23 protein-coding genes and 2 pseudogenes are annotated in these 25558 nt (G+C 56.8%); 12 read left to right on the top strand and 13 right to left on the bottom strand.

Features of this window, described 5'->3' with window-relative positions; translation table 11 throughout:
- Window positions 1-319 precede the first annotated feature (319 nt).
- From DESFRDRAFT_RS03440 to DESFRDRAFT_RS03395, 10 genes are all read left to right on the top strand, one after another.
- Complete coding sequence (locus DESFRDRAFT_RS03440) at window positions 320-1351, top strand: IS5 family transposase (RefSeq protein ID WP_005991127.1); 1032 nt, start codon at window positions 320-322, stop codon at window positions 1349-1351.
- 351 nt (window positions 1352-1702) lie between these two features.
- Window positions 1703-2401, top strand: a complete 699-nt coding sequence (locus DESFRDRAFT_RS03435) for a tetratricopeptide repeat protein (protein WP_005991125.1) — start codon at window positions 1703-1705, stop codon at window positions 2399-2401.
- Between the two features lie 113 nt (window positions 2402-2514).
- Complete coding sequence (locus DESFRDRAFT_RS03430) at window positions 2515-3060, top strand: tetratricopeptide repeat protein (protein WP_043793679.1); 546 nt, start codon at window positions 2515-2517, stop codon at window positions 3058-3060.
- 37 nt (window positions 3061-3097) lie between these two features.
- Window positions 3098-6115 (top strand): tetratricopeptide repeat protein, encoded by a 3018-nt coding sequence (locus tag DESFRDRAFT_RS03425; protein WP_005991121.1) that lies wholly within the window; start codon window positions 3098-3100, stop codon window positions 6113-6115.
- Window positions 6116-6123: 8 nt separating this feature from the next.
- Window positions 6124-7761 carry a glycosyltransferase family 2 protein gene (locus DESFRDRAFT_RS03420; RefSeq protein WP_005991119.1) on the top strand — a complete coding sequence of 546 codons (1638 nt, stop codon included), beginning with the start codon at window positions 6124-6126 and terminating at the stop codon, window positions 7759-7761.
- Window positions 7754-8800, top strand: coding sequence for a glycoside hydrolase family 26 protein (locus DESFRDRAFT_RS03415; protein WP_005991118.1), 1047 nt, complete (start codon window positions 7754-7756; stop codon window positions 8798-8800). The genes DESFRDRAFT_RS03420 and DESFRDRAFT_RS03415 overlap by 8 nt, the downstream gene beginning before the upstream one ends.
- The gene (locus tag DESFRDRAFT_RS03410) at window positions 8797-9984 is read left to right on the top strand and encodes a PP2C family protein-serine/threonine phosphatase (RefSeq protein WP_005991117.1); all 1188 of its coding nucleotides are present in this window, start codon (window positions 8797-8799) and stop codon (window positions 9982-9984) included. The genes DESFRDRAFT_RS03415 and DESFRDRAFT_RS03410 overlap by 4 nt, the downstream gene beginning before the upstream one ends.
- 19 nt (window positions 9985-10003) lie before the next feature.
- Complete coding sequence (locus DESFRDRAFT_RS03405) at window positions 10004-10354, top strand: STAS domain-containing protein (RefSeq protein ID WP_005991116.1); 351 nt, start codon at window positions 10004-10006, stop codon at window positions 10352-10354.
- 20 nt (window positions 10355-10374) lie between these two features.
- Complete coding sequence (locus DESFRDRAFT_RS03400) at window positions 10375-10794, top strand: ATP-binding protein (RefSeq protein WP_158306960.1); 420 nt, start codon at window positions 10375-10377, stop codon at window positions 10792-10794.
- Window positions 10791-11597, top strand: a complete 807-nt coding sequence (locus DESFRDRAFT_RS03395; protein ID WP_005991115.1) for a PilZ domain-containing protein — start codon at window positions 10791-10793, stop codon at window positions 11595-11597. The genes DESFRDRAFT_RS03400 and DESFRDRAFT_RS03395 overlap by 4 nt, the downstream gene beginning before the upstream one ends.
- Window positions 11598-12289: 692 nt before the next feature.
- Here DESFRDRAFT_RS03395 and DESFRDRAFT_RS22825 read toward each other — a convergent pair.
- Window positions 12290-12460, bottom strand: a pseudogene (locus DESFRDRAFT_RS22825) (helix-turn-helix domain-containing protein); the annotation flags it as partial.
- A 150-nt stretch (window positions 12461-12610) separates the two neighbouring features.
- Between DESFRDRAFT_RS22825 and DESFRDRAFT_RS03390 the strand changes: the two are divergent.
- On the top strand, window positions 12611-12901 hold the full coding sequence (locus DESFRDRAFT_RS03390; protein ID WP_005991114.1) for a hypothetical protein: 291 nt from the start codon (window positions 12611-12613) through the stop codon (window positions 12899-12901).
- Window positions 12902-12929: 28 nt separating this feature from the next.
- Here DESFRDRAFT_RS03390 and DESFRDRAFT_RS03385 read toward each other — a convergent pair whose 3' ends face one another.
- From DESFRDRAFT_RS03385 to DESFRDRAFT_RS03335, 11 genes are all read right to left on the bottom strand, one after another.
- Window positions 12930-13799, bottom strand: coding sequence for a substrate-binding domain-containing protein (locus DESFRDRAFT_RS03385; protein ID WP_272913117.1), 870 nt, complete (start codon window positions 13797-13799; stop codon window positions 12930-12932).
- Between the two features lie 431 nt (window positions 13800-14230).
- The gene (locus DESFRDRAFT_RS03380) at window positions 14231-14803 is read right to left on the bottom strand and encodes a DUF3156 family protein (protein ID WP_043793674.1); all 573 of its coding nucleotides are present in this window, start codon (window positions 14801-14803) and stop codon (window positions 14231-14233) included.
- A gap of 20 nt (window positions 14804-14823) precedes the next feature.
- Window positions 14824-15147, bottom strand: coding sequence for a P-II family nitrogen regulator (locus DESFRDRAFT_RS03375; protein ID WP_005991111.1), 324 nt, complete (start codon window positions 15145-15147; stop codon window positions 14824-14826).
- 21 nt (window positions 15148-15168) lie between these two features.
- Window positions 15169-16659 carry an APC family permease gene (locus tag DESFRDRAFT_RS03370; protein ID WP_005991110.1) on the bottom strand — a complete coding sequence of 497 codons (1491 nt, stop codon included), beginning with the start codon at window positions 16657-16659 and terminating at the stop codon, window positions 15169-15171.
- A 38-nt stretch (window positions 16660-16697) separates the two neighbouring features.
- A complete protein-coding gene (gene aspA / locus DESFRDRAFT_RS03365; protein WP_005991108.1) occupies window positions 16698-18128 on the bottom strand; it encodes an aspartate ammonia-lyase in 1431 nt (476 codons plus the stop codon).
- Between the two features lie 17 nt (window positions 18129-18145).
- Window positions 18146-19273: an NAD(P)/FAD-dependent oxidoreductase gene (locus DESFRDRAFT_RS03360; protein WP_005991106.1), complete on the bottom strand. Its 1128-nt coding sequence runs from the start codon at window positions 19271-19273 to the stop codon at window positions 18146-18148.
- Window positions 19270-19602 carry a (2Fe-2S)-binding protein gene (locus DESFRDRAFT_RS03355; protein WP_005991104.1) on the bottom strand — a complete coding sequence of 111 codons (333 nt, stop codon included), beginning with the start codon at window positions 19600-19602 and terminating at the stop codon, window positions 19270-19272. Before DESFRDRAFT_RS03355 ends, DESFRDRAFT_RS03360 begins: the two co-directional genes overlap by 4 nt.
- Window positions 19603-19679: 77 nt before the next feature.
- Window positions 19680-21260: an FAD-dependent oxidoreductase gene (locus tag DESFRDRAFT_RS03350; protein WP_005991102.1), complete on the bottom strand. Its 1581-nt coding sequence runs from the start codon at window positions 21258-21260 to the stop codon at window positions 19680-19682.
- Window positions 21257-21580 (bottom strand): (2Fe-2S)-binding protein, encoded by a 324-nt coding sequence (locus DESFRDRAFT_RS03345; RefSeq protein WP_005991100.1) that lies wholly within the window; start codon window positions 21578-21580, stop codon window positions 21257-21259. The genes DESFRDRAFT_RS03350 and DESFRDRAFT_RS03345 overlap by 4 nt, the downstream gene beginning before the upstream one ends.
- Window positions 21581-21604: 24 nt before the next feature.
- Window positions 21605-22741 (bottom strand): tyramine oxidase subunit B, encoded by a 1137-nt coding sequence (locus tag DESFRDRAFT_RS03340; RefSeq protein ID WP_005991099.1) that lies wholly within the window; start codon window positions 22739-22741, stop codon window positions 21605-21607.
- A gap of 33 nt (window positions 22742-22774) precedes the next feature.
- Window positions 22775-23161 carry a Rid family hydrolase gene (locus DESFRDRAFT_RS03335; protein ID WP_272913116.1) on the bottom strand — a complete coding sequence of 129 codons (387 nt, stop codon included), beginning with the start codon at window positions 23159-23161 and terminating at the stop codon, window positions 22775-22777.
- A 748-nt stretch (window positions 23162-23909) separates the two neighbouring features.
- On the opposite strand from DESFRDRAFT_RS03335, the gene DESFRDRAFT_RS03330 reads away from it, so the two are divergent.
- Window positions 23910-24701, top strand: coding sequence for a helix-turn-helix domain-containing protein (locus tag DESFRDRAFT_RS03330; protein ID WP_005991095.1), 792 nt, complete (start codon window positions 23910-23912; stop codon window positions 24699-24701).
- A gap of 34 nt (window positions 24702-24735) precedes the next feature.
- Here the strand turns inward: DESFRDRAFT_RS03330 and DESFRDRAFT_RS22640 are convergent.
- Window positions 24736-24867, bottom strand: a pseudogene (locus DESFRDRAFT_RS22640) (IS5/IS1182 family transposase); the annotation flags it as partial.
- Window positions 24868-25558 lie beyond the last annotated feature (691 nt).

Here is a 25558-nt window from a genome sequence, read left to right as displayed (position 1 = left end):
TTTGATGTAGGGCACAAATAGGCCAGTATAGAAAAAAAAGCTGGCAAACTGCACGTGTGGTAAACACCAACCCTACGCTTGATGCTGAGGCATCCACAATAATCTTCAAAAAATCTCGACTATAACCTTACTGGCCCTGGCTTCTACAGTCGGGGCCTTTCTTTTTTACAGCGAAGACGATGCCCCTTGAACGATTTCCCTGGGAAGTCACCCGCCCCAGTTTGGCCATTCGAGACTGATGCACGGCATATTCGGATAAATTGTTGTAAATTTATGTAGTTGATGTATATTTTCTCCATCCAACACGATGGAGGCGATCATGAGCGAGCGTTCTTCCGAGAAGCCTGGCATTGCCGACTACGTTGTTGCCCGCCGCAAGCGCAAAGAATGCTTTCTCGACGTGATTGATCGCCTCATCGACTGGAAACCCCTCGAAAAAGTGCTTCGCAATGAACTCAAGCGAGTGGCCAATGCCGTCGGTAACCCGTCCTACCCGCCGTTGCTCATGTTCAAGATTCTCCTGCTCCAGCGCTGGTACAATCTCCGCGATGCGGCGGTGGAGGAGGCCCTGTGCGACCGCCTCTCTTTTGTCCGGTTCGTGGGCCTTTCCCTGGACCACGATGAAGTGGCGGATTCCACCACGGTCTGCCGTTTCCGCCAGAGCCTGGTGGAGCGCAATATCCTCAAGCGCCTGCTGGACAAACTCAATCATCAGCTGGAACGCCGGGGACTTCTGGTGCGCGAAGGGGCCATTGTCGATGCCAGCGTCGTTTCTTCCGCACGTCATCCGCTCAAGGTGCTCGACGTGCTGCCCGAGGATCGCGAGGAAGATGCCGGTGACGCACCGGATGTGACCATCAGCTATTCTGACGATGCCGACGCGGCCTGGCTGCGCAAAGGCAACCGGGCGTATTACGGATACAAAATCCACGCCGCCACGGACAGCCGGGACGGTTTCGTGCTCGGTGGTCATGCCACACCGGCCAATCGGTCCGACACGGAAGAATTCGTCACCGTGCTGGATGAGGTCGATGTGAGAGCTGGCGAGAGCGTCTACGCGGACAAGGGGTACAGCAGCCAGCTGAACCGCTACGTGCTTGCGGTCCGGGGACTCCTGGACGGTATCATGCACAAGGCCGCACGGAATCGGGAACTCACACTCGCCGAAAAAGCCGCCAATCGCCTGGTTAGCAGCCTTCGGTCAAAGGTGGAGCGCGCCTTCGGCACCCTCAAGCGTGGCTACGGCTTCTTTCGAGCCCGCTACCTCGGTCTGGCCAAGGTTGAACTGGAGTTCCTGCTCAATGCCATGGCTTTCAATCTGAAAAAAGCGGTCCTGAAGGCCGATTGTTGAGGAGACGTGCCTCTGTTGGCTGGCAAATGCCGCCAACGAGGTGAAAAACGTCCTAGACCTGGAGAAAGAACAACCACGACTGCCGTCTCACGCCCCTTAGAGACGGGCCAAGCAAGGACTGACGAGAATTATGCAGCGGTCTCGAGAAGGTGAGACGGCCGATATTGTTGTTGCTCGGGCCGACAGGCAGGTCTATGTAAGTAAGAAGGCTGGGCGAAACTGTGTAAATATTGAGCTTCGTTTATAGATAACAGGAAAACTTAAAGTATTTCGTGGAGTTGTCGCCAACGGTTAGGGACTTCTCTGGTCAGAAAGGTCATTGTCTCCTTTGTGCGTTAAGTGGGATTTTATATGAGATATTGGCAGCACGTCATCTTTGCATCGCTGCTCGCTCTTTCAGCTCTTACGTCATGCTTTGTCTTTAGATTGTTAAATATTTCTTCAGTAGCATTCCATTCTGGCGAGTCGATGTTGTCCCAAGGCAAATTCACCGAAGCGCTTCAGAAATTCCGCATAGCCGCTGCCGCAGGTGGACTGCGCCCCTCCATGGCCTTGAAATTGGCTCGCTCGGCCTTTTTGGCTGGTGATGCAACCTTCAGCAAAGAGGTGCTCAGCTCCTTGATCACTTCGAAGACCAGACTTTCACCCGATGTGCTCAATGCGGTGGCGGGAGAATTCGATAGTATGGGAATGCCCGCATTGGCGCTGGCCGCGTTGCGTCGGGCAGGCGACTCTGTTTTGCAATCGGAACCTTCGGCCATATATCTTGCCGAACTCGAATCGCGTGTGGGCGATGTCGCCGCGTCGGAACAGCTTTACCGGCGAGTACTGGGGAAGTATCCTGACAGTATTGCGGCGGCCTTGGGCTTGGCCCAACTTGTTGCTTGGCATGGACGCACTCAGGAGGCCGAAGGCCTCTGCGAGTCGGTGCTGCGCCGCAATCCAGAAAATCGACAGGCGAGGCTCGTGTTGGGTCGGGTCCTCACCGCTGCGGGCCGTTTTAACGACGCCATCGTCCAATACCGACAGGTCTTGGGGGAGACTCCATGAATTATCATGTCCATAAAGCGCGTTGTGTCTTTTGGTGCACTCTCTTGGCATTTGCCGGCCTTTGCTTCGCTACACCCAGCGTTCACGCCTTAAGCCAGGACGCGCAATCCACTGTGCCCAAGGCTCCGGCCATCACCCAACCATCCGGGGATGTCCCCGATTGGCAAGCCCGCCTGGAACTGGCCCGCTTGTTGAGTTACGTCAAACGCTACGACGAATCCTTGGTGGAATACGGCAAGGTGCTGGCCGAAAAGCCCGAACTGGTCGAGGCCAAGGCCGAGATGGCCCGGGTGCTCATGTGGAGCGGCAGGACCGGGGAGGCCAAGGCGATTTTGGATGCCATAGCGCCTGACCAGCTTTCCGGCGAGGACAGGCTGCTCCAGGCGGATTTGTTCGCAATGCGCAAGGAATATGGCAAGGCCGAATCCCTCTATCGCGAACTGCTCCAGGCTTCCCCCGAAAATCAGGCGATTCAGCTCCGGTTGGCCGAGGTGCTCAGTTGGACCAAGCGCTATGCCGAATCCATCAAACTTTACGAAAAGCTCGTCGTTGCCTCGCCCAATGATGTGCAGTTACGACGTCGGTATGCCCAGACACTCTCCTGGGCCGGCAAAACACAGGACGCCATCCGGGAATTTCGGCGTTCTCTTGGCCAATAACCCACGACCACGGCTGTTAATAGAAAGCAAGGACAGCATGCAGCACCCGACGCGCCTCTATCGCTTCGCGTCTCATGTCTGCCGGTGGACGGTCGCGGTCCCCATGGCGTTGTTACTGGTCTGCCCTTGTGCCTGGGCGCAATTTCCGGACGCCGTCTTTGCTGGCAAGACGATCTCGGATGCCGAAGCCCGCCTGGAACTGGCCCGGCTGCTTGCCCGCAACGAAGCCACCCTGGACCAAGCGGCAGCGGAATATCGTCGCGTCTTGGCCGCTTCTCCGACAAACTTTCGGATCGTCCTTGAGTATGCCGAAATCCTCATCAGTCTGCACCGGTATCCCGACGCCCTGACCGTGCTCGAACCTTTGGCGCAAATGCCAAATCCACTGCCGGAAGCGCTTGCCGCCCTGGGCAGTGTTCGGCTCTATTCTGGCGACGTCCGTGGCGCGGCCCTGGCTTACGAACGAGCCTATGCCGCCAAGCCATCCCTGCCGGGCCTCGGATTGAAGCTCGCCCAGACGCTCAACTGGTCCGGACGCGCCAAGGATGCGCTGCCGCTGCTCGAGCGGTTGCACGCAGCCGAACCGGTCAATCTTGAAATCGTCATTTTGCTCGGGCGCGCCCTGAACGCTGCCGGAAAACCAGAGCAGGCCGCCGAACTTGTGATCCCACTGCTCAAAACCCATCCTGACAATGTGGAGTTGCTCCTGGCCGCTGCGGACTTCCAGGCGGTCCTGGGACGGGCGGTCCTGGCCAAACGGCTTTTCGAGCGTGCCGAAACCCTTGATCCGTCCGGAAGGGCCGGAATTGCCCATGCCGAACGGTCCATGGCCTGGGGCGATTTCTACCGGGCCGAGGACGGGGTGCGCAAGGAAATGGCCGCCAATGGCAAGACCCACGAACTGACGCTCAAGCTCGCGGCCGTGCTGGTCGCACAGCAGCGTTACGGAGAGGCCGCGAACGTGTATGAGGCGTTACTGACGGCCAACGGCAACGACAAGGACGCGCTCACCGGGTTGGCCCAGCTGCGCCTTTTGGAGAAAAATGATGACGCCGCATTGGCGGTGACGCACCGTCTTGCAGCCGTTGCGCCGGACAGTGCCGCCCCTCTGCGTCTTGAGGCCGCCGCGCGGGCTGCTTCAGGCAACGTGACCGCCGCCCTGGCCGCCGCCCGCAAAGCCTCCGCCAGCCCCGACGCCAGCAATACGGATCTGCGGCAACTCGGCGACCTGCTGTACAAGACCGGGGACAAAAGGCAGGCCCTCGATGCCTATCGCCGGGCTCTGGCCCTTGACCCGGCGGATGCGTGGTCAGCCTGGAGAGTCGGGGAGGAACGGGACGCGGCCGTACCGACAAGCGTAGCCCAAAAAGCCTCCCTGGCCGCAGCGCTCAAGGATGATGGACGGCTAGAAAAGGCGGGACGTCTCTTTCGCGTTGCGTTGCGCTCCGAGCCCGACAATTATTTCGCTCGAATGGGTCTGGCCGAAGTCTTGGCCGCAACAGGTTGGTATGACGACGCGCTGGTCCTTCTGGACGGCTTGGCCGTGGATTTCCCTGGTGACGCCAAGGTGCTGCTCACAAAGGCGCGCGTGCTGGGCTGGGCGAAGCGCTACGACGCATCGCTGACGGCTTATGCCGATTTGCACAGTCTCAAACCCGACAATCCGGTCCCGCTTCGCGAGGCTGCGCGAACGGCGTTTTGGGGCAAGATGCCAGACCGCGCCGCACTCCTTTATTCAGCCTTGGAAAACGGGACGTATCCCGCGCAGGTACGTGAAGCCGCAGGCTTGGAGCACACTGCCAAGATGGATAGCTTCAACAATCAATTCGCGAAGGCCATCACGACAAATGACGCCTTGCTGGCCATGGAGCCGGGCAACCAGGAAGCCCTCTTTGACCGTGCCCAGGCTGCATGCGCTTTGGGAATGCGCGACGAAGAGGCCGCAACCTATCAACGCATGCTCACCAGCGATCCCATGCATACCCTGGCCGGGCAGGCAGTGGACAGGCTGCGTTGGCGTAATGCGCCCTCTGTCAGGGTGGGCTTTTCCTTTTGGGACGAGGACGGCAAGGGCGGCCGTCTGGCCCAGATCACCCGCTTTCGCTGGGATACGGAATTCACCGTCCCGGTTGAGGATCGCTATTACCTGCGGGCGGCGCAGCACCTGTGGCTGGAGGATCCCAAATCCCCTCAGGCCGCCCAGCAAGGCCAAAGCGAGGCGCAGTCAAGCTCGGATGCGTCGACCCTGGCGGCCCAGGCCCTCCAGCAAGGACAGGTCCAAGCCGCCGTTTCCGCGCGACGATTCGAGGGCGCCTACTGGGCCGAAGGCCAGACCCTGGGCGCGGGCGGCCGGGTCAACCAGTGGCTTTCCGGCGAGTTTGCATTCACCAACAAGCAGTATTCGGATGTCGGGCTTCGGCCGCTCTATTCGGGGCAGGCGCGCATCGAACTCCGGCCGATCGATGCGGTCACGCTGGCCTTTTTCTATCAGCGCACCGACGAAATCACCAATGACATGAGCCTGGCCCAAGGCATCCAGATCGACAACTGGGGGGGCATGCTCCGGCTGCAACCGTTACGGCGCATCGATCTGTCCTTCCAGGGGCGCTACCTCAACTACAGCGACGACAACCAAGGCACGGCCCTGCGGGCCGACGCGGGAGTGATCCTTACCGACCATCCCCATGAGCTCAAGCTCGCTGCCACCGGCGAATACCGCGACACCCGGGAAGCGAACAAATACGTCTACCAGGATGACACCCTCGTTACCATCGTTCACCCGTACTGGACGCCGCAGGATTACTCGTCCGGAGCCCTTACCCTGGGTTGGCGGCATGACCTCGCAAAGGATTTTTTCTGCGGCGCACGGCGGCATTATTACGGAATCCAAGTCTCCCACGGATCGGATACGACCAAGAACCCCTTCTGGCGGCTGGAGATTGAATACCTCAATGACCTGACAGACCGGTGGACCTTCTCCCTCAAGGGATTGGTGCAACGTTCGCCACAATGGGATGCGACCGGGGTCTGGACCGGCCTGACCTACAGGTTTTAGGGGGCAAAGTGGAGAAGAAGTCTTCTTTTTACGGGCCGCTGATCGGAATGGCTATCCTGGCCTGCATGATGGCCACCTTTTTTTATCTCATTGTCCGCACGTTTCTGTTTTTACAGGCAGACTACCACTGGTACGAAAAAATCCTGGCGTTCTTGCTGCTTCTGGCCGAAACGTTCACCATGACCCACTCCTTCGGCTATTTTCTCAACCTCTACCATGTAATAGCCAAACCTTCCGGACCTGCGTTCTCCATGGACAACGTCCCCCCCCTCAACGACTATCCGCCAGTGGCCATCATCGTATCCTCTTTCAAGGAACCCCTGGACATTCTTGAGGACACCCTGACCTGCTTTTACAACCTGACCTATCCAAACAAGCATATCTATTTTTTGGACGACACCCGTTACGGTCTGCCTGGACAGGACCAGAGCGCTATGGCCGCTTACCGCCGCAGCATCGACGCATTATGCCAGCGGATCGGGGTCAACTTGTTCCGGCGCGTCTGGCATGGGGCCAAAGCGGGTATGATCAATGATTTCTTGGCGTTTCTGGCAGGGGAACGTCGGGAGGGGTTCGAATTCAGCAATTTCGAGGAGACCACCCCTAAGCTCGATGAAAGATACATCATCGTTTTCGACGCCGACCAGAACCCTTTCCCGGACTTCGTGGAGCCGCTTGTGGCCTTTATGGAAGCCAACCCCAAACTGGCCTTCATCCAGACGCCGCAGTACTACACCAATTTCGAAACCAACCGGGTGGCCCGGGCTGCGGGCCTGCAGCAGGCTATTTTCTATGAATATATTTGCGAAGGCAAAAGCATGCAGGACGCCATGTTTTGTTGTGGCACAAACGTGGTATTCCGCCGTGAGGCCCTGGTTTCCGTCGGCGGTTTCGAAGAGCGCTCCGTGACGGAGGATTTCGCCACTTCGCTCAAATTTCACCTCGGCGGCTGGTCCTCGGCCTATCTCAATAAGGTTTGCGCCTTCGGGATGGGGCCGGAGGACCTGGGGGGATATTTCAAGCAGCAATTCCGCTGGGCATTGGGCACGGTGGGGCTTTATCGGGAAATATTGGGAGAGTTCTTCCGCAATCCGCATAGGCTGCCTGTAGCCAAATGGTGGGAGTATTTCCTATCCGGAACGCACTACTTTGTCGGCTGGGTGCTTTTTATCATGATGCTGTGCCCTATTCTCTATCTATTCCTGGAAGTACCCAGTTTTTTTGCCCGGCCTGAAATCTACTTTCTCTTTTTTTTCCCATATATTTTGCTCACGCTCACGCTGTTCATCTTTACCTTGTCCCAGCGCCGGTACGGCATGGCCGAGCTTGGTATCGGCATCGTGCTTCAGGCCATAACGTTTCCAGTATATATGAAGGCCTCGGTTCAGGGGCTGCTCGGTATTCGAGGCAGCTTCGGCGTGACGCCCAAGGGCGGCAGCACTTCACTGCCGCTTCGTGCCCTCTGGCCCCAAGTGCTGCTCTGCATGGCCGCCGCCGGAGCCACGGCGTATGGCCTGAACCGACTTTATTTCGAAGACACGGCGACAAGCGCGATATTGGTCAATTGCCTGTGGTGTGTGTACCATGTGGCCATCCTTTCGACGATCCTCTATTTCAATCAACCCGAGGGGGCTGAGCATGGCTAAGGGATGGGTTCGGGGCCTTGGTAGCCTCATCCTTGCCTTGGCGGCGATGGCAGGAGGTTATCCACTGTCGACCTGTGCCGCGTCCAAGCCGAACTTCGGTTTTGTCCTGGACGGTTACCCCATTGATCCTGATCGGTTGGCAGCCCTGCGGCGCGAGACCGGGGTTGCACCGAGCATGATCACGTTTTTTCTGCAATGGCCTCGAAATCCCGCCGAGGGGCATTTTCCCCTGGCGTCCGTGAAAGCCATCAGCGACGCTGGGGCCATTGCCTGCATTACGTGGGAACCGATGTATATCCTCGACGGCCAGGAACATATGATCAAGGCCATGGAGATTCTGGCCGGCCGCTATGACCCTCTTCTCGACGCCTTCGCCCGGGGAGCGCGGCTTTATGGAAAACTCCTCGTCATCCGATTTGCCCATGAAATGAACCTTGAACGCTATCATTGGGGAGGTCCCAGGGATGGCTATGGTCCTCAAAGCCCGGCCCTGTATCGAGAGATGTTCCGGTATGTGGTCAAGCGTTTCCGGGTGGCCAAGGCGACGAACGTTCTTTTCGCCTTCTGCCCCAATGCGGAATCATTGCCCCATCCTCAGCGGGACAACGCTCACTGGAACGAGGTTTCGGCCTATTATCCCGGCGACGATGTGGTCGATCTGATGGGGATGGATGGCTACAACTGGGGCACGACCCAAACCAAGGCGAACAATGGCTGGGATAGTGCTTTCCGCAGTTTTGCCGACATTTTTGGGCCTGTGCACAAGACACTAGACGCTCTCGCACCGGGCAAACCTCTTCTCGTTTTTGAAATGTCCAGCGCGGCTGCGGGGGGGGACAAAGCCGCCTGGTTGCGAGAGGCTCTGGAGACGGCGGCCTCTTGGAATGTTGCCGCACTGAACTGGTTCCAGGCGGACAAGGAAGTCGATTGGCGTCTTGGAACCGGCCTCGGTTTGGACCTGCCCGGGCTGCTGCAGGCTGCAACCACTCAGGGGGCAGGCAGCCTCGCGGTGACCCTGCGACATGGAGAGCGACCATGATTGCGGAAATCCACAATCCGACGCAATCCCCGCATCCGCCTCGCGTGCTTGTGGTTGACGACTCCAAGACCATGCGTCGTCTTATCTGTTTAGCACTTCAGGACGCTTTCGAATTGGAGGAAGCCGTCGACGGGGTGGACGCCCTGGAGCGGTATTCAGGGTTCAAGCCACAAATCATCCTGCTTGACATGGAAATGCCCCGCATGGGCGGCCTGGAGGTCATCAGGCAGTTGCGCGAGACCGTGGAGGACACGGACACCTTCATCATTGTCCTCTCCGGGCTCGGAGAGAACGACTTGAAAGCCAAGGCGCTCAATATGGGGGCAAACGACTACCTTACCAAGCCTTTTCATCCTGAGGAACTCAAAGCCCGGGTGAGCGTCGCCGGAAGGCAGGTCTTGCTCAACCATGAGCTGCGCCGGGCTTATGCCCGTATTTCTGCCGAGATCGCCCTGGTGGCATCGCTGCAGCACCAGCTTCTCCCCAACGCGGACATCGTGACAGAGGGGTTGGAGATACAGAGCCTGTATCGTCCTTCCGGACAAGCCAGCGGCGACTACTACGACTATTTTCGCATGGCCGATGGCCGCATCCGGCTGGTGCTCGCCGACATCGCGGGCAAGGGCGCCCGGGCTGCGTTTCTCATGGCCATTGTCCAGGCTTTTTTCCGCCTGGGCAGACGCGACAACCACTCCCTGGAAAAAACCGTGACGCTGATCAACGACCACCTGATGGAGATCAGCCCCTCGGGAAGCGACTTCGCCACGCTGTTTGCCGGAGAAATCGACCTCGAAAAAGGGTTTCTGACCTACCTCAATGCAGGACATTGCCCCGGGTTACTTATTAATCCCAACGGTACTGCCCAGTTGCTTGAGGCCCAAGTCTATCCGCTGGGGATGCTGGCAATCGAAAATGTCAAGGCTAATGTCATTCCGTTTGCAGTTGGGGCCAGGCTCTTCCTGTATACCGATGGCATGTTCGAGTGGGAGTTAGACCAATCCAACATGCTTTCATTGGGTGCATTTTTGGTTCAAGCCAAGCTCGCCGCAGCCGCAGGAGGGGATTTCCTGGATGCCCTGGCCGGCAAACTTACAGACCTTACCGGGGCCACGCCGAAATACCTGGATGACCAAACGGCCTTGTGGATACGGCGTTCTGGGCCGACGGCAGCGAAAAGGACTTAACAAGGCAGGCTTGTCGACTATGGAAATCAAGGATTCGTTAGAGAATGGCGTGACGGTCGTGGAACTGGTCGGCTCGAGACTGGACGCTGCGGCCGCGCCGGTGTTCAAAGGGAGAATCGTCGACCTGGAAAACCAGGGACGCCGGTTGTTTGCCTTGGATTTTTCCGGTCTCGATTTCATGGACAGTACCGGGCTTGGCGCTTTGGTCTCCTGCGTGAAAGCGCTGGGTGGCGAGGGCGAGTTCGTGCTCTTCGGCATGCGGGACAGCATGCGCAAGATTTTTCAAATCACCCGGCTGGACCGGGGGGTCTTTAAGATATTGGGCAGCAAAAACGATGCCCTAAGGGCGCTTGGCGGTAGTCAGCCATGACTTCAGGGCTCGAACGACGCATGACCATAACCATACGGGCAAATTTGGATGATGTTGCTCTGGCGGGGCTGTCTGTCCGGGCAGTAAGTGAGTTTGAGCTATTTAGTCAGGAGGATGCCATTCTGATTGAGTTAGCGGTTTGTGAAGCGCTCAATAACGCCATTATCCATGGTTTGCCGGATAGGCCCGACGAATTTGTCCAATTGGAAATCGCCCATGCCTCAGACCGTATCGTCTTTAGCATCAGCGATTGCGGACCTGGGATGCCAGAGGGGATTGAGAGGATTGGCTACGAACAAAGGATATCTCTAGCATCGAGAGGACGTGGCATTGCCATTATGCGCGACGTCATGGACAGCGTGACCTATGAACGTCGTGATGGGCGCAGTGTCCTGAAATTGGTTAAAAGGACTGCGGCTCTCGCCCAGGGCACAACATGAAAGGAGCGGAGTCCCGGCGTGAAGCCCGCCTGCCTATTGAGTCCATCGTACTCCCTTTTTTCGGTTCCAGGGAATTGGATTTCCAGCCGTTTGAATATCTGCTCCAAGATGTGAGTCAGGGTGGAGTTAAGATTAATATCCCTAACTGGGTACAAGGTCGTGAAAGCATCAACCGAGGGGAACGGATAAACCTGCACGTCCCATTTAAAGTCAAGGGGAAAGTGCTTTATTCTGGGCCAGTCGCGTGGCAAAAAGTAGATGAGGATGGGCAAGGCCAGCTCTTAGGCGTTCAGATGGACCAAGGGAAGCCGTTAAGCTACCCGATTTATTTCTCAGTGGAATCCCAACAGGTAGCTATTGACTTCGGGGCGTTTAAGACACAAGTCTCGCTTCTGTTAAAATTGACGAAAGACATCTACTTGCTCAAACGGGGCTGCGTTATATATCTCAATCATCTTTCTGCGGTATTCTCTCGTTTATCAGATCTTTCAAAAGAAGAGTATGGGGCTTTTCGCGACTTTGTATTTGACGACATCATCCACAGGACGCGAATCAATGCGGAGTACCTTGAGAAATTTCACAAACTCATTATGTTGTCCGTTGACTCGTTTAAAGATGCCTGTGCTTTGATAGATATTTCAGAACTTCGTCAAGCCGTTGAGCCTGAAGCATATATCGAGATTTTTAAAAATATATATCAGGACACGTTTGCCATGCAGTACCTTTATGCAATAAAAAATCTCGAAAATAAACTATATGTAAGTTACAATACATTGGTAATGATTTATTGTAGCTATCTTTAGAGTTAGAGTGTCGAGTCGAAAATAGTTCATTGTAACGACCAAAAAGCGCTTCTTCATAGCATGGCTGCAGAGAGGTTTTTACTTTAGATGTTTCTTTAATGGGTCTCGTTATGTGTCGTGAAATAAGGTGTATGCTGTCAGAGGAAGTCGGCTATTTAATTGTGCTGAGATTTGTTGTGTAACAGAAATCGGAGTCGTCGGGGTGCTTGCAGTTGGCACGCAATTTCTGACTATAGCATATCATAGCTATCAGCCTTCGTCGTGAAGAAAACAACTAACTAAAGTACTGGGCTTCTTTCTTAGACTTGGGACAGCTTTGGTTGAATTCTCAATATCCGGCAGTTAGGACAAAGCGGGAATCCAAGCGAAAACTGTCAAGCCGGTCTCTTCATCTCGCCAATTTACATAAAATATCCTGAACAAAATGAAGTTTAGAAAGGCTTGCCCCTGAATAGTTATTGCAGATGATTCTAAATTATGCTCGCACGTACTAAAAAAGCATAGGCGAGCTGGGATACGCTTTACTCGGTGAGGCTAAAGATGGCTTTGAAGCCGTTCAGTTAGCAAAAAGGCTAAACCAGAGCATGGTCATATTTGATGCATATATGCCGCAAATGAATGGGTATCAGTGGAAAAGGTGGTGCTTTATGGTTCACGTGCCAAGGGGACGCACAAGCCGGGTGGGATATCGACTTGGGACGTGGTTGGACACGGCGCTCGTAGTGTAGCTTAATCACATCTTCTCGGAGGATCTTCCGAACGGTATTCTTGGATAACCTCAGCTCTCGTGCAATCTGTTTAATTGATTTTCCATCTCGTCGCGCCGCTGGCCGGACTTTTTTGATCGTCTCCACTCTCAGCATCTCCTCGCGGTACCCCTTGTGCCTCTGGTGATCCGAGACATCTAAGGGGGCTGCCGAGTGGTCAATTTTCGGCGCTGATTTCACCCTCAATCCGCCCGGGCCGAAGCCCTGCTGGAGTTTTGGATACAATACCGGCTGGAGGTCGTTATTTTGCTGCGCGGGGCGGAGGGCACGGCGCTCGAGCGCGTCCGCCGGCTCCTCATTGCCGAATTGACGAGACTCGCCGCCGACTATCCCAAGCGCAGCGGACGTGGGGAAGGCCTGTCCCCGGCGACCCTCTTTGTCTTGAATCGCGTCTTTGTCGGCACCGTGGATATGATCGTCGCCATTTTGCAGGCGCATGAAGACGGGAAAGCCATACGCGAAGCGTTCACCGCGTTCTGGCATTTCCAGCTCAAGGGCTTGCAATCCTCGCTGTCGCGGGACGCATCCGTCATCTGATCCGCTGGCGGCCAATGCGGCGAAGGGGCTAACGGCGGCTGGGCTCCGGATGGGCGACCACGGCGACATCACGCGGGGTGCCCGGTCCGTGCGGACCGCAAGACTCTCGAATGACGAGGTCGCTGGCCAGGACGACTTGCCGCGTCGGCCGGCTTGATTCGGCAATGCGCTTGAGCAGCATCTCGCAGGCGGTCTGGCCGATGGCGTAGGCCGGCTGCGCGACAACGGTGACCGCCGGGCGCAGCATGGAAGTCCACAGCGTCTCGTCGATGGTCGCGAAGGCGATCCCTTCCGGCATGGGCACCCCCCTGTCCCGGATGGCCTTGCAGGCCCCGGTGGCCAAAAGCCCGTTGCTGGTGATGAGCGCCTGCGGCGGCCGCGACAAATCGAGCAGCCGTTGCGTCGCCTCGTAGCCCGCCGGCTCCTTGGCCGGAAGGCTGAGGACCAGTTCCTTGGGCGCGGAAACGCCGGCCTCCTTCAAAGCGGCGAGAAACCCCTCGCGCCGCTCCCGCCCGGTGCTGCTTATCGCGCCGAACAGGCCGGCGATGCGCGTATACCCGTGTTCCAGCATGTGCCGCGTCAGGGCCGTGGCGGCGGCCACGTTGTCGATGCCCACGCTGTCGAGGCTCGCCCCGGTCACGCGGCGGTCGATGATGACGAGCGGCATGGCCGAGGCGATTTGCGGCGGGAACTGCCGCGACAGGCGGCCGGTCGGGGCCAGGATGACGCCGGCGGCGTTGCCGTTTCGCATGAGTTCCAGATAGGTGCGCTCCTTGTCCGGATCCTCGTCCGTGTTGCACAAAAGGACGCTGTAGTCGTTGGCCTGGGCCACGTCTTCCACGGCCCGGGTGACCATGGCGAAGAAGGGGTTCTGGATGTCGGCCACGATAAGCCCGATGCTGTTCGAGCGCTTGGAACGCAGGCTGCGCGCCGCGAGGTTGGGCGTATAGCCGATCAGAATTGAAGCTCCGGCACTTCAACCCCAGTACCCTTCTCGATCCACTCTGCTACGAGACGTCGATGGCAGAATTCGCCAGCCTTTTCAAAGCACAACAATGTTGCGTCGTCGCCGAAAATTCTAATAATTTCATCTAGAACTGGGATTTTCAAGAGGTGGTGGGCATTTGGCCTTCCTCCCTCTCCTGGAAACCTGCCTCTACCCGGACTTTCGGACATTACCGATGCATCCTCTGAAAAAATCGGAAGCAGGTGAACGAACACTGTCCCGATTTCTCGTCGTCGGCACCGAAGCCTGATCCCTGGACGAGGATTACCGCAAGAACTAGCCGGGCAAGCGAACCGAGCCGATCGGACAAAAGGTACTTGTTTTCAGTGAGTCATGCGCGAGCCCCTGTCGCGGCTTTGTCCGCTGACGATACGTTCCAGCCGCGTGACCACCCTCGCTGTCATGGCTATCTGATCAGGAGGAAACGCGACGGCGTAGCGGACGGGCGGCATCACCAGAAAGGCCAGCCCGCCCCCGTACGGGGTGAGCATGATTGTCGCTTGGCTACCGGAGAGCGTGATGATCAGTGCGGCCAGATCGAGATGCCGCAGTTCGGTCATGAGGGACGCGTCCGCGTGCAGGTGATCAATCAGGTCGTGCGCCATGGTGCTGTTGCCTTTGTGGCGGAACTTGCCACCGCAAAAGCGGAGCGTGCCGTGCCCTGAGGAGGAAATCTCCCGTCGCAGGCATAGATTGATGGACATGCTTCCTCCAAGAAGCTGCCGTTGCCAGGTCTGGGTTGCGGTTAATCCCTGCAGCTCCTTCGGTAGACCAGTAAAATGTACGTCGCCATTGTCGGCCAGTTTGACATCGCCCCACAGTCCGGCAAAGAGGCGTGACGTCCCAAGGATGGCCTCGTTAGCGGCATTATGACGGTTCCTGATTGATTTGAACATCGTTGCCCCTTGATTGCCGATTAATAGTTTCGGTCTCCAGAGCGGATGGTGTAAGCCTCGGCCACAGGAATGACAAATACACGGCCATCACCATGGTTCCCTTCTCCGGTGCGCGCCACCTTCATGATCGTTGCCACAGCGGCATCCTTCTGTTCTGCGTCGACAATCGTCTGGACTATTTCCTTGGGCATATCCTTGTACATAATGTCCCCGACTTTGAGGCCGCTTTGCTTGCCACGCCCGACAACCGAGAATTTGGTCATGCCGTACACGCCGATTGCAGCGAGGGCCTCGGCCACTTCAAGTATTTTTTCCGGACGAATGATTGACTGAATAAGATACATGATGCCTCCCAGGAGTTGTGACTACTTGTCGGTTGAGACAGCTGCAACCGGGTTGATGTCCGAACCGCAGTTTGGGATGCAGCCGGGATTGATAACAAAAGTTGCCGGAATGCCGTTTGGGTAGAGCTCTTTTTCCACGAGGCCCCATTCCTCTTGCGCATCCTGCATGGGCATGGGACGGAACATGGGCTCCTTGGCGATAAAGCGCAGCCAGAAGATTACATAGACGAACGTTCCGGCGACCATAATGCCGACAAGGCGGAAAATAGTGCTTTCCATCTCGGGGACGGGCGCAATGTTCACGATGGCGTACCCCATACCGAGGGCGCCGATAATCTGCGGAATCGGATAAAACGGGGCCTTGTACGGACGCTTGAAATGCGGATAGCGGCGGCGAAGGATGATGACGTCGAGGTGGGCGATGATGTAGGCAAACAGCCATGAGCAGCAAGCGGCCAGGATGTAGACAATAAGATTGGGCGCTTTATATATGCCTCCGAAGAAAAACAGGCTTATGCAGCCGGCCATGAACAAAATACCTATCCATGGTGTATGGAAGCGGGGGTGAATGGATCGAAAGACTGCAGGCAGCTCGCGGCTGACGGCCATCCCGTACAGCATGCGTGGGACGACGCCGATAACGGTGTTGATGGTGCTGGCGCTGGCGAAGACAGAGACGATGGCGATCCAAATCATGCCGGGCTTGCCGAGCATGGCCAGAGCCATGTCCACGTGGGGATGATTGGAGTTGGCCAACTGCTCCGCCGGGACATACTTAAGCGAAGCATATCCGTACACAAGATTGACACAAAAGATCGCCAAGAGTCCGTAAAACATGGCACGGGGAATGTTTTTCTCGGCCTGCCTGGCTTCCTGGGCCATCGGCGTGACGAACTCGATGCCTATGTACAGCCAGATGGCCAACGCCGTCAGGCCGAGTACGCCTATTCCCATCGGATTGAACGGCATGTTCGGCAGGTCCGGTGCAGGCCGGGCGCCAATTCCAGTCAGGCCGATAATGCCGAGCAGGGCCATGGAGATCATCATGGTCAGCGTGAAGGCTATCTGAAGCTTGGCGAAGACATCCACGCCTATGACATTAGTAATGGTCAGCAGAGCCAGAAGCAGCCCTCCACAGACGATGGAAGGGATACCGGGGACAAAGGTTTCTTTGATGACCGTCCCTGCCACCGCCAGTTCCGCCGGCGCGGCAAAGAGGTTGGGGATGATATAGGCTAGTATCACTGCGGCCATTGCGGGCAGCGAGCCCATGGAGACCTTGGTGTAGGACCTGATGCCTCCGGCGTGGGGCATCATGCAGGAGAGTTCCGCGTAACTTTGCGCGGAAAACAACTGCAGGACCCAGGCCGCTGCCATGGCAATGATGAATCCGCCTCCAGCCAACCCCATTCCCTGGCCAAGAGAGACCAGAGTGCTGGAAGCAACAACCAATCCCACTGCAACGGAAAAGCAGGAAAAGAAACCGAGGGTTTTTCGTAGCTCTGCCTTCATAGCGTACTCCCGGTTAGTACATGTTATCTTAGTACATGTTATCCTTGAAGCCTGTCGTATTTTCTCTCCCTGGGAATCATGCGTGGACCGGTCATCTTGGCCGGGTCCAGAATGTCTTTGAGAAGGGACGAGGTCATGATCCCTTTCTCGAGTATCAAGTCGTATGCCGCTCTCCCTGAGCATTGAGCTTCCTTGGCAATGCAGGCCGCCTCGTCATAGCCGAGGTAGGGGACCAGGATGGTCACGATACCGGCCGAGCCGTGGACCAACTCCAGACATCGTTCCCGGTTGGCGGTGATTCCCAGCAGGCACCGTTCCCGCAAAATGACCGAAGCTCTGGTGAGCATGTCCATGGACTGGAATATGTTGAAGGCGATGATTGGCTCGAACACGTTGAGCTCAAGCTGTCCGGCCTCGGCAGCCATGGTCACCGTCAGATCGTTCCCGATGACCCGAAAACAGACTTGGTTGACCACCTCCGGGATAACGGGATTGACCTTTCCGGGCATGATGGAAGACCCCGGCTGCATGGGGGGGAGGTTGATTTCGTTGAGCCCGGCAAAAGGACCGGAGGAGAGCAGGCGAAGGTCGTTGCAGATCTTGGACAACTTGACGGCGATGCGCTTGAGGACGCCTGAAAGCTGCACGAAAACGCCCGTATCACTGCTCGCCTCAACCAGGTCTGCCGATTTGACGAGGGGCAGGCCCGTAATGTGGGCCAGTTGTTCGCAGACCATGGGGGCGTAACCAGGCTTGGTATTGATGCCTGTCCCGATGGCCGTGCCGCCCATATTGATCTCCAGCAAAAGATCAAGGACTTCCTCGAGACGTTGGATGTCTTCACCGATGGTGACCCCGTATGCGGAGAATTCCTGCCCCAGGGTCATCGGGACGGCGTCCTGGAGCTGGGTCCTTCCCATCTTGATCACGTCGGAGAACTCGGCTCCCTTGGCATCGAACCCCTGCCGCAGGCGGTATAATGCCCGGATGAGATCCTGCCCGGTCCAGATCGAACTCAGGCGAAGGCACGTGGGGTATACGTCGTTGGTGGATTGGGACAGGTTGACGTGGTTGTTGGGGTGGCAGAATGTATACTCCCCCTTGGAATGGCCAAGAATTTCCAGCGCCCGGTTGGCGAGGACTTCATTCATGTTCATGTTCACCGAAGTCCCTGCGCCCCCCTGGATGACGTCCACCGAGAACTGATCATCCAGAAGGCCGGCCCGGACTTCGTGACACGCTTTCACGATGGCCTCGCCCATGGCCGGATCGAGCAACCCGAGTTCCATGTTGACCAGGGCAGCAGCTTTTTTGATGCATGCCAGCCCCTGAATCTGTCGGGGATAATGGGATATGGGGATGCCTGTGACCTGAAAATTTTCCATGGCCCTAAGCGTCTGTATCCCATAATAGGCCGAAGCAGGGACCTGGCGCTGACCGAGGCTGTCTTGTTCGACTCTGTATTTCACGACGATTCCTTGAGCACTCAGATCTTGGCTTTGAAGCGGTCGTACCTGAACGCTTCGACATCGAGCACGGGGTCTTCTCCAGCCGCCATCTGGGCCAGGAGTGTCCCCACGGCAGGCGCTATACCGAAACCATGTCCGGAAAAGCCGCACGCAAGAATCAACCCTGGGACCTCCTCCACAGTGCTCAGGACTGGAATGTGATCGGCGCAGACGTCGATCCATCCGGCCCAGGTGCGGACTATCTTCGCGTCCGCCAGGCAGGGGAAATAATCCATGATGCCCCTGCAGCAGCATGAGGCCGTCAAGCTGTTGGTCACAGGCGTTCCATTGTCCTTGTTCACGCTTTCCAGTCCGGATATTCCGCCGAACACGAACGATCCATGCGTGCTCTGGTGCCCGTAAAAGTCTGCCGCGGCAGTGCCGAGCATCTGATAAAACATGGGCGGCTGCGCTTCCGTCACCAGCACTTCCAGCAGCGCCCTGGTCATCGGTACATCGATGCCGACGGCGGAGGCGATGGGGCGGCTTTCGAACCCGGCTGCAAGAATGATGGTTTCAGCTTCGTATGTAGCTGTCTTTGTGATGACTTTTCTGGCTCGACCGCGGACCTTCCGTATGGCAGTCACTTCTTCACCGGTGATGAAGCGCGCGCCGAGGCGACGAGCCTGTCGATAATACGCCAGTGTCGCCAGCAGAGGGTTGGCGTGGCCGTCGGTGGGACACCAACTGGCGCCCAAAACCTGGTCGGAGAGATACGGGCAGATTTCGCGGGCCTCCGCGCCATCGATCATGCGAACGTCCAGCCCCGTTGAACGCGCCTTCTCCGTCAGCCCGACAAGGGTTGTCATATGGGCGTCGGTCTTCCCCAGGCGCAGATTGCCGGCCTGGTAGTATTCGACATCCATTTCCAGTTCGTCCGACAGGGTCGGCCACAGGTTTTGCACCGCGTATATGGCCAGGGGCAACTCGCGCTTGTCGCGGCCTGACTGACGGACACCGCCTCCGTTACGGGTTGAACCTCCATTGCCGATATGCGGGCTTTTTTCCAGCACGGTAACCGACAGCCCCTTTCGGGTCAGATAATAAGCAGTGGCGTTGCCTGTGATCCCGCTGCCTATGATGAGCACGTCCGTGTTGTTGCTCATTTGCGATTTCCCGATACGTCATTGGCCATAATGCGCATCTCCACCGGACGCATGGGTGCGCGTGAAACCGTTGGTTCGAGCTCCAAAGGTGAAATGCCCAACTCTCTGGCCACAATGCGTTTGATTAACGTCCCGCAGGTCTGGCCCTGGCACAGGCCCATGCCCGTGCGGAGGTAGCGGCGAATCTCTGTCAGGGTAAACATGCCGTCATGGACGGCCCGGCGAATTTCGCCTTTGGTCACTTCCTCACAGCGGCAGATGAGCAAGTCATCATCCGGCTGAGGGATGAACGGGCCGATATCTGTCGATCTGTCGTTGAAATCATGCATAGTGTTCCTCCCGGCCAGATTAAGGCCTTGCACTGAGGAGAGGGGCAATTGTTGCGGACAATACGATGCACACCGGTTTAACTTGCCGCACGAAAGAAACGCGCCGTCATGGCCATGTCCGCCGGTACGCGCATGGTCACCAAGGATGTCTGGTCAAAAGCCTTGACGGTTTTGACGTCCACGACTTCCGCATCACAGACCGGGCTGCCGCTGCGGTCCAATCCTTTGCCAAGGGTCCCGGGAGAGGGGAGGGGCAGGAATTCATAGGGCAAGGTCACCGTAGCAAAGCCGTCATTTTGCGATTCGTCGATCAGGAAGATGGCTTGTCCGGAGCAGGAAGCCACGCACATCCCACAGCCTGTGCACAGCTGTTCCGTATCAATTACCGGCAAGACGGTGATCTTCTCGCCAATTTTAATGCAGTGTTGTTTGCAGGCGTCCTGGCACGGGTTGCAGGGGATGTTTTGCGTGCATTCGATGACAGGGTGAATGCCTTCGCGGCGGGAAGCGGCAATGCCAGGGAAGCGCTCGAGTTCGTCATTGGCGAGGTAGCCCTTGGTCAGCAAGGCGCGGGAGAGGGGGATGCCCTCATCGGTTGCGGCGATCTCCTTGCCTCGGTTTTTCGGGGCAAACATGCCTTCACGCAGACAGCCAAGCGCTTCTTCGAAATCCGCGACGTTTTGCTCAAGGTCGCCGGCGCCAATGAAGCCGAGGTATTCGGCGGCGGCCACACCGGCGATACGTCCTTCGATCATGGCCGAACTCGCTTCTTCAATGCCGGAGACGTCGCCCGCGGCAAAGATGCCGGGAACGCTGGTCGAACCGGTGGCGTCGATATCAGGCACGTATCCGAGCGGGGAGTCTTTCATCCGACAGCCCGCCATTTTCAGTAGCTGCGACATGGGAGACAGGCCCACGGCCAGGCAGATTGTGTCGACGTCGTAATACGTTTCCTCCCCAGGGAGGGGAGCCCAGTCCGACCCGATCCGAGTGATGGTGACCCCGGTCACTCCGTTTGTGCCGTGGGCCTTTTGTATGGTGTGCGAGAGTAAAAAAGGGACGCCGCAGCGGGCGAGCTTGGCTGCGTGCACACCGTAGCCGCCGATGCGGGGAGCCGCGTCCACCACGGCCACCACTTCGCATCCCGCCTGCAACAACTGGAAACCGACCACCAGTCCGACGTTGCCCGAACCGAGCATCAGTACCCTGTTTCCCGGCCTGATGTGATGCAGGTTCATCATGGTTTGGGCTGCGCCAGCGCCGATGACACCGGGTAATGTCCAGCCCTCGAAGGGCACCATGTTTTCCGATGCGCCCGTTGCCACGATGATGGCGTCGGCCTTGTAATGCTCCAGGCGATCATCGATTCGAACCGTAACCTCATGGTCCAGGTACAGCCCCGTCACCGCGGCTCCGAGCACGACCCGGACACCGGCCTCGTTGGCTTCACGCAGCAGGTCCGCACCGATTTTGAAGCCGCGAATCTTGGCCTTGTGTGCCTTTGAGCCAAAAAATTTGTGGATTTGCTTGAAGAGCTGGCCGCCTGGCTTGGCGTTTTCGTCGAAGACAACGACGTCGAGTCCCCGCCTCGCGGCCTCGATGGCTGCTGACAGACCAGCTGGCCCCGCTCCGACAATGATCAGGTCATGTCTGGTCATTCCTTGTTCTCCTCGCCCATGGGAACGACGCCGTTTTGGGTCTGCACATGCATGCCCGCCACCAGCGGGGTGACGCAGGTGCGTATGTTCGGTTTTCCGTCCACGATCATGACGCAGTCCGTGCATCGGCCGATGGCGCAGAACACGCCGCGCGGCTCACGGTGCTTTGTCGTGTATCGGTGAACCCGCAGTCCCGACGCGTAAAGGGCCGCGGCAATGGGTTCGCCTTCTATGCCGGTCACCTCCTGGCCATCGCAGATAAAAGTGACCTGCTTGCCTTTCGGGGTTTCCCCGAGAATGGGATGCTGTTCGATGCGCACGATAGTTTTCCTGCCATGCCAGGTTTATGCGAGCTGCGGTTTGTCCCAGAGGTTGAGTCGGGTGCCTATGCCCTGTTCCAGAGCGTTGCGGTATACGGTGGTCCCCCAGGCCACATCCTCGATGGGCATGCCTCCGACAGAATAGATAACGGTTTCGTCATCGCGCCTGCGTGCCGGCAGCTTTCCTGTTATGACGTCGCCCAAATCCTCGAGTTGCTTCTTGTCCATCCGACCTTCCGCGATAAGATCCATGCAATGCACGGCCGGGATGGGAATGGTGTGGTAGGCGGGATACGGCATCTCTTCAGCCCAGGCTTCATAGAGCCCAACGTAATCTGCGACGTTGCGGGCGCGGTTGAGGATGAAGTCATCGTCGAAACGTCCTGCGGCGGGGCAACAGATGACCGCACCGGGTTTGATCCATTCCTCCTTGATGTACGGGTATTCGTTGACGTTGCCTGTCGGAGAGGAGGTGGCTACGCAGATGATGTCGGCATCGCGCACCGCGTCTTCAATGGCGTCGACGGGTTCAATGGCTTTTACGGACGGATATTTGTTCTTGATGTAATCGATGAAACTGGAGATGGATTTTTTGCCCCTTCCTTTGACCTTGACGCGCGCAATGCCGGGACGCACGGTCATGAAGGCGTCAAAGGCGGTCTTGCTCATGACGCCGGGTCCGACAATGCCCACAACGCGGCTTTCCTCGCGGGCAAAATAGCGAACGCCGACCCCGGGGATCGCGCCGGTGCGATAGGCGCTGAGGATGTTGGCCGACATGTAGGCCAGCGGCGCACCCGTGTCCTTGTCGTTGAGCGTCAGCATCAAAATGGAGCGCGGCAGATCTTTTTGCTTGTTGGCAGTGTTTGATCCGTACCATTTCATGCCAACCATATCGAACCGGCCGCCGAGATAGGCCGGCATGGCCATGAAGCGACGGTCTGGTCCGTTCAGCGGCATGTTCGGAAAGGGGGACTCGTCAGGGAACAGCATCATCACGCCATGGGAATTGTTGTTCGCTCCGCCCATGCGGAAATCGCCGACTTTGAGCAGTCGAAACATTTCCTCCATGGCGTCCACGCAGCCAGCCATGTCGGTAACGCCTGCTTTGATCATGTCGTCTTCGTTGAGGTACAGAAACTCAATCTTTGGGTATGTCATTGGTTTTGCTCCTTGTGATTTGAGGGTACAGGGTCAGCCGAGTTCACAGCCGATATGGGCCTCGAGTTCGATTTCGACGAACTGGGTCCGACGATTGAGCTTGGGCGTTTCAACCATGGTGAACAGCGGCCTGACGGTCTTGAAGTGTTCGCTGTATGCTGCGGCCACGTCTTTGGCGTAGGCCATGTCCGTAAGGTAGGCTTTGACCTTGATGACGTCCGAAGCTGAGGCTTGTACCTGTTGCAGCAGGGCGATGCATTTCGAGAAAATATACGCGGCCTGATCATGCGGGTTGTCGCCGGCCACGGTGCCATCCGGCTGCACGGCGGTGGTGCCGCCGATGTAGATGTGGTCGCCGACTTTCACCATCCGGGAGTATCCGGTGATGTCCTCCAGAGGAGCTCCTGAAGAGTAGTTCATGCGCTGCATGAGGCTGCCTCCTGGCATTTTTTGATGAACCGTTACCCAACCGATCGCCGGAAAGGATATTTCGAATATTGTAAAAATCGGCACTCCTTGTGTGCCGAGAACGGTCAGAGCTTCTCGTTGTAAACGCTTTTTTATATTTTATTTAATAATTTAAGCATTTTATTCGGCCATTTCCGTTGGTTCCCGGGTTGTGTTGAATTGACAAAATTGGTTACATTTTGCAGGCGCTGCCGCGCAAATTTGGAAGTATTTTTTCAAATATGTAAGGATTCCGTTGGGCCTTCCAACTTTTCCGTGGTGAGGGGACAGGTTATGACCAACCCGGAGACCCCATGAAGAACATGGTCAGTATGCTCGGATTCTGGACTGATCGACTCGTGGTTTTGGTGGCGACGGCAGGTTGGACACGGTCGAAGGCCGAGTGGATGCCCTTGTTGAGTGGGCTGCCGGCAAGCTGGCACAGGGCATGCGGTACGGGAACAAAGCGTACTTCACGACCGTCATCTCCCTCTTCTGGGGCGGCCTGGGTTGCTAGCCCGAACATGCCTGAGCCTGGTGTTATCCACGGGAAACCCGGAAGGACCCAAATTCCTAGAAGCGCAGGAGTGGACGGCAGCTTGAGAAGAGCTTTTCCTTGTCCTCTCAACTTGTTGATTTTTTAAAAGAAAGGACTTGGAGTGTGAAGAAGTCGTTTGGGCGCTGTCGTTGCTAAATCCGGTACAGTCCAAGGAGGCGTGTTATGGTGTCCTTGAAACAATATATACCGGAGCAGCCTTTTTTTGAATTGTCCACGGAGAACTACAATTCCCGGTTCGGCGCGTACGCAGTGGGCTTGGCGCAGTATTACAGCTTCGTCGTTTCCCGTGGGGACGAACGAGCCATTGTCGCTGTGCCGGACGGAACCGTTGACATTCTCTTTCAGTGTTCTGGCGGCAAGCCTGAGGCCCAAATTTGCGGTTCGGTAAAAAAGGGAACCCTGGTCGAATTCGAACGCGGGGGGGTGTACTTCGGGGCGAGGTTTTTCCCGGGCACGGCCGAAGCGTTGCTGCAATGCCCGCTCAACCAGTTCACGGAACGGCAGATCCTTCTTCGCGATGTACAGGGAAGCGCTGGAGAGTTGGTGGAGCGCATCAGTACGGCCGTCTCGTTCGGAGAGCGTATCGACCTGTTCGAAAGGTTCTATGCCGGTTGTGCGCAGTATGGTGCCGGCATTTCGTCACTGGTGTCTTATCTTGTTGAAAAGATAGATAGTTCCAACGGAAATATCCGGGTTGGCGACTTGGCAGCGGCAACCGGATATTCGGTTCGCCACATAAGCGGGATTTTTACACGGACCGTGGGCATCTCTCCGAAGCTTTATTCCCGCATCGTCCGTTTTCAACGCTGCTTCGGACTGTTGCGTCAACAGCAATCCCCTTCATTCGCAACCCTGGCCCAGGATAGTGGCTATTACGACCAAGCGCATCTCATCAACGAGTTTCGTGAATTCTCCCTGTGCACCCCGAACCAGGCTTTGGGAGCCTGTGCTTAAAAGGAAAGTGAGAAGTGTGTTTAAGGACTTGCTCATAAATTATTTGAGTTTTTAACTTTCGGAATGCAATGATTGCTGCCGCCAAGTGGATCAATGCTAAAGGCGTTGTCCCGAGCTGTTCATACCGAATCGCCAGCTTGCGGAACCGGTTGAGAACGTGTTGGCATTGTGCTCTATGTTCGCCACCTTGATAGTTGTGTTGGCGGCCACGCCACATGATCGTTGGCAGGCGCACCACAGACGCTGTGGCTGTCCGTTGGCGGTATGTTGGCTGATGCGTCACAGGCCTAATGGTTACTGTTGGCTGGAGTCAACAAAGGCTCTGTGGCTCCCCGAATTTTTTCTAAAAATACTTGAAATTTCAATATGTTATTTTCTACTGGAGGCATGGCATTCAAGAGGTCGTGGGTTCGATTCCCTCCAACTCCACCACGAAGCATGCCAAGGGGTTACCGAGAAATCGGTGACCCCTTTTTCTTTTGGAAAAAGCACCAGCGCCAACACTACCCGTTGGCTGAGGTGTTGGACCCCGTCCCAGCATCCCCATCTCAATTTTCCCTTCGATTTGTACGAGAAAGTATCCCAATGCTTCTGGAAAGTTCCCCAAGTGTCTAGTTTGGTGAGGTTTTCTGTTTCCGTGTAGATTTTTTAGGAATTTTTGCTGGTGGTGCGCCGCTGGGTCCGGGATGGATTTTTGTGGGCTACTATTCAAACAATCAGATGATGTGCTTGAGGTCGTTGCGTAATCTGAGGTGGTCTGACTTGGTTGGACAAGTTGGCGATGCATTTAAGCTCTATAGCCCGGTTGGTGCTCATGCCGCCTTGGGGGTTGCATGGCCATCTCGGTACGCCAACGC

The organism is Solidesulfovibrio fructosivorans JJ], from assembly GCF_000179555.1.
Lineage (GTDB): Bacteria > Desulfobacterota > Desulfovibrionia > Desulfovibrionales > Desulfovibrionaceae > Solidesulfovibrio > Solidesulfovibrio fructosivorans.
This window is presented reverse-complemented; position numbering and strand designations above follow the sequence as displayed.

Coding starts and splice junctions, on each gene's coding strand:
- DESFRDRAFT_RS03440 (WP_005991127.1), top strand. CDS start 320: ATGAGCGAGCGTTCTTCCGAGAAGCCTGGCATTGCCGACTACGTTGTT.
- DESFRDRAFT_RS03435 (WP_005991125.1), top strand. CDS start 1,703: ATGAGATATTGGCAGCACGTCATCTTTGCATCGCTGCTCGCTCTTTCA.
- DESFRDRAFT_RS03425 (WP_005991121.1), top strand. CDS start 3,098: ATGCAGCACCCGACGCGCCTCTATCGCTTCGCGTCTCATGTCTGCCGG.
- DESFRDRAFT_RS03415 (WP_005991118.1), top strand. CDS start 7,754: ATGGCTAAGGGATGGGTTCGGGGCCTTGGTAGCCTCATCCTTGCCTTG.
- DESFRDRAFT_RS03410 (WP_005991117.1), top strand. CDS start 8,797: ATGATTGCGGAAATCCACAATCCGACGCAATCCCCGCATCCGCCTCGC.
- DESFRDRAFT_RS03405 (WP_005991116.1), top strand. CDS start 10,004: ATGGAAATCAAGGATTCGTTAGAGAATGGCGTGACGGTCGTGGAACTG.
- DESFRDRAFT_RS03400 (WP_158306960.1), top strand. CDS start 10,375: ATGACCATAACCATACGGGCAAATTTGGATGATGTTGCTCTGGCGGGG.
- DESFRDRAFT_RS03395 (WP_005991115.1), top strand. CDS start 10,791: ATGAAAGGAGCGGAGTCCCGGCGTGAAGCCCGCCTGCCTATTGAGTCC.
- DESFRDRAFT_RS03380 (WP_043793674.1), bottom strand. CDS start 14,803: ATGTTCAAATCAATCAGGAACCGTCATAATGCCGCTAACGAGGCCATC.
- DESFRDRAFT_RS03375 (WP_005991111.1), bottom strand. CDS start 15,147: ATGTATCTTATTCAGTCAATCATTCGTCCGGAAAAAATACTTGAAGTG.
- DESFRDRAFT_RS03370 (WP_005991110.1), bottom strand. CDS start 16,659: ATGAAGGCAGAGCTACGAAAAACCCTCGGTTTCTTTTCCTGCTTTTCC.
- DESFRDRAFT_RS03360 (WP_005991106.1), bottom strand. CDS start 19,273: ATGAGCAACAACACGGACGTGCTCATCATAGGCAGCGGGATCACAGGC.
- DESFRDRAFT_RS03355 (WP_005991104.1), bottom strand. CDS start 19,602: ATGCATGATTTCAACGACAGATCGACAGATATCGGCCCGTTCATCCCT.
- DESFRDRAFT_RS03350 (WP_005991102.1), bottom strand. CDS start 21,260: ATGACCAGACATGACCTGATCATTGTCGGAGCGGGGCCAGCTGGTCTG.
- DESFRDRAFT_RS03340 (WP_005991099.1), bottom strand. CDS start 22,741: ATGACATACCCAAAGATTGAGTTTCTGTACCTCAACGAAGACGACATG.
- DESFRDRAFT_RS03335 (WP_272913116.1), bottom strand. CDS start 23,161: ATGAACTACTCTTCAGGAGCTCCTCTGGAGGACATCACCGGATACTCC.
- DESFRDRAFT_RS03330 (WP_005991095.1), top strand. CDS start 23,910: ATGGTGTCCTTGAAACAATATATACCGGAGCAGCCTTTTTTTGAATTG.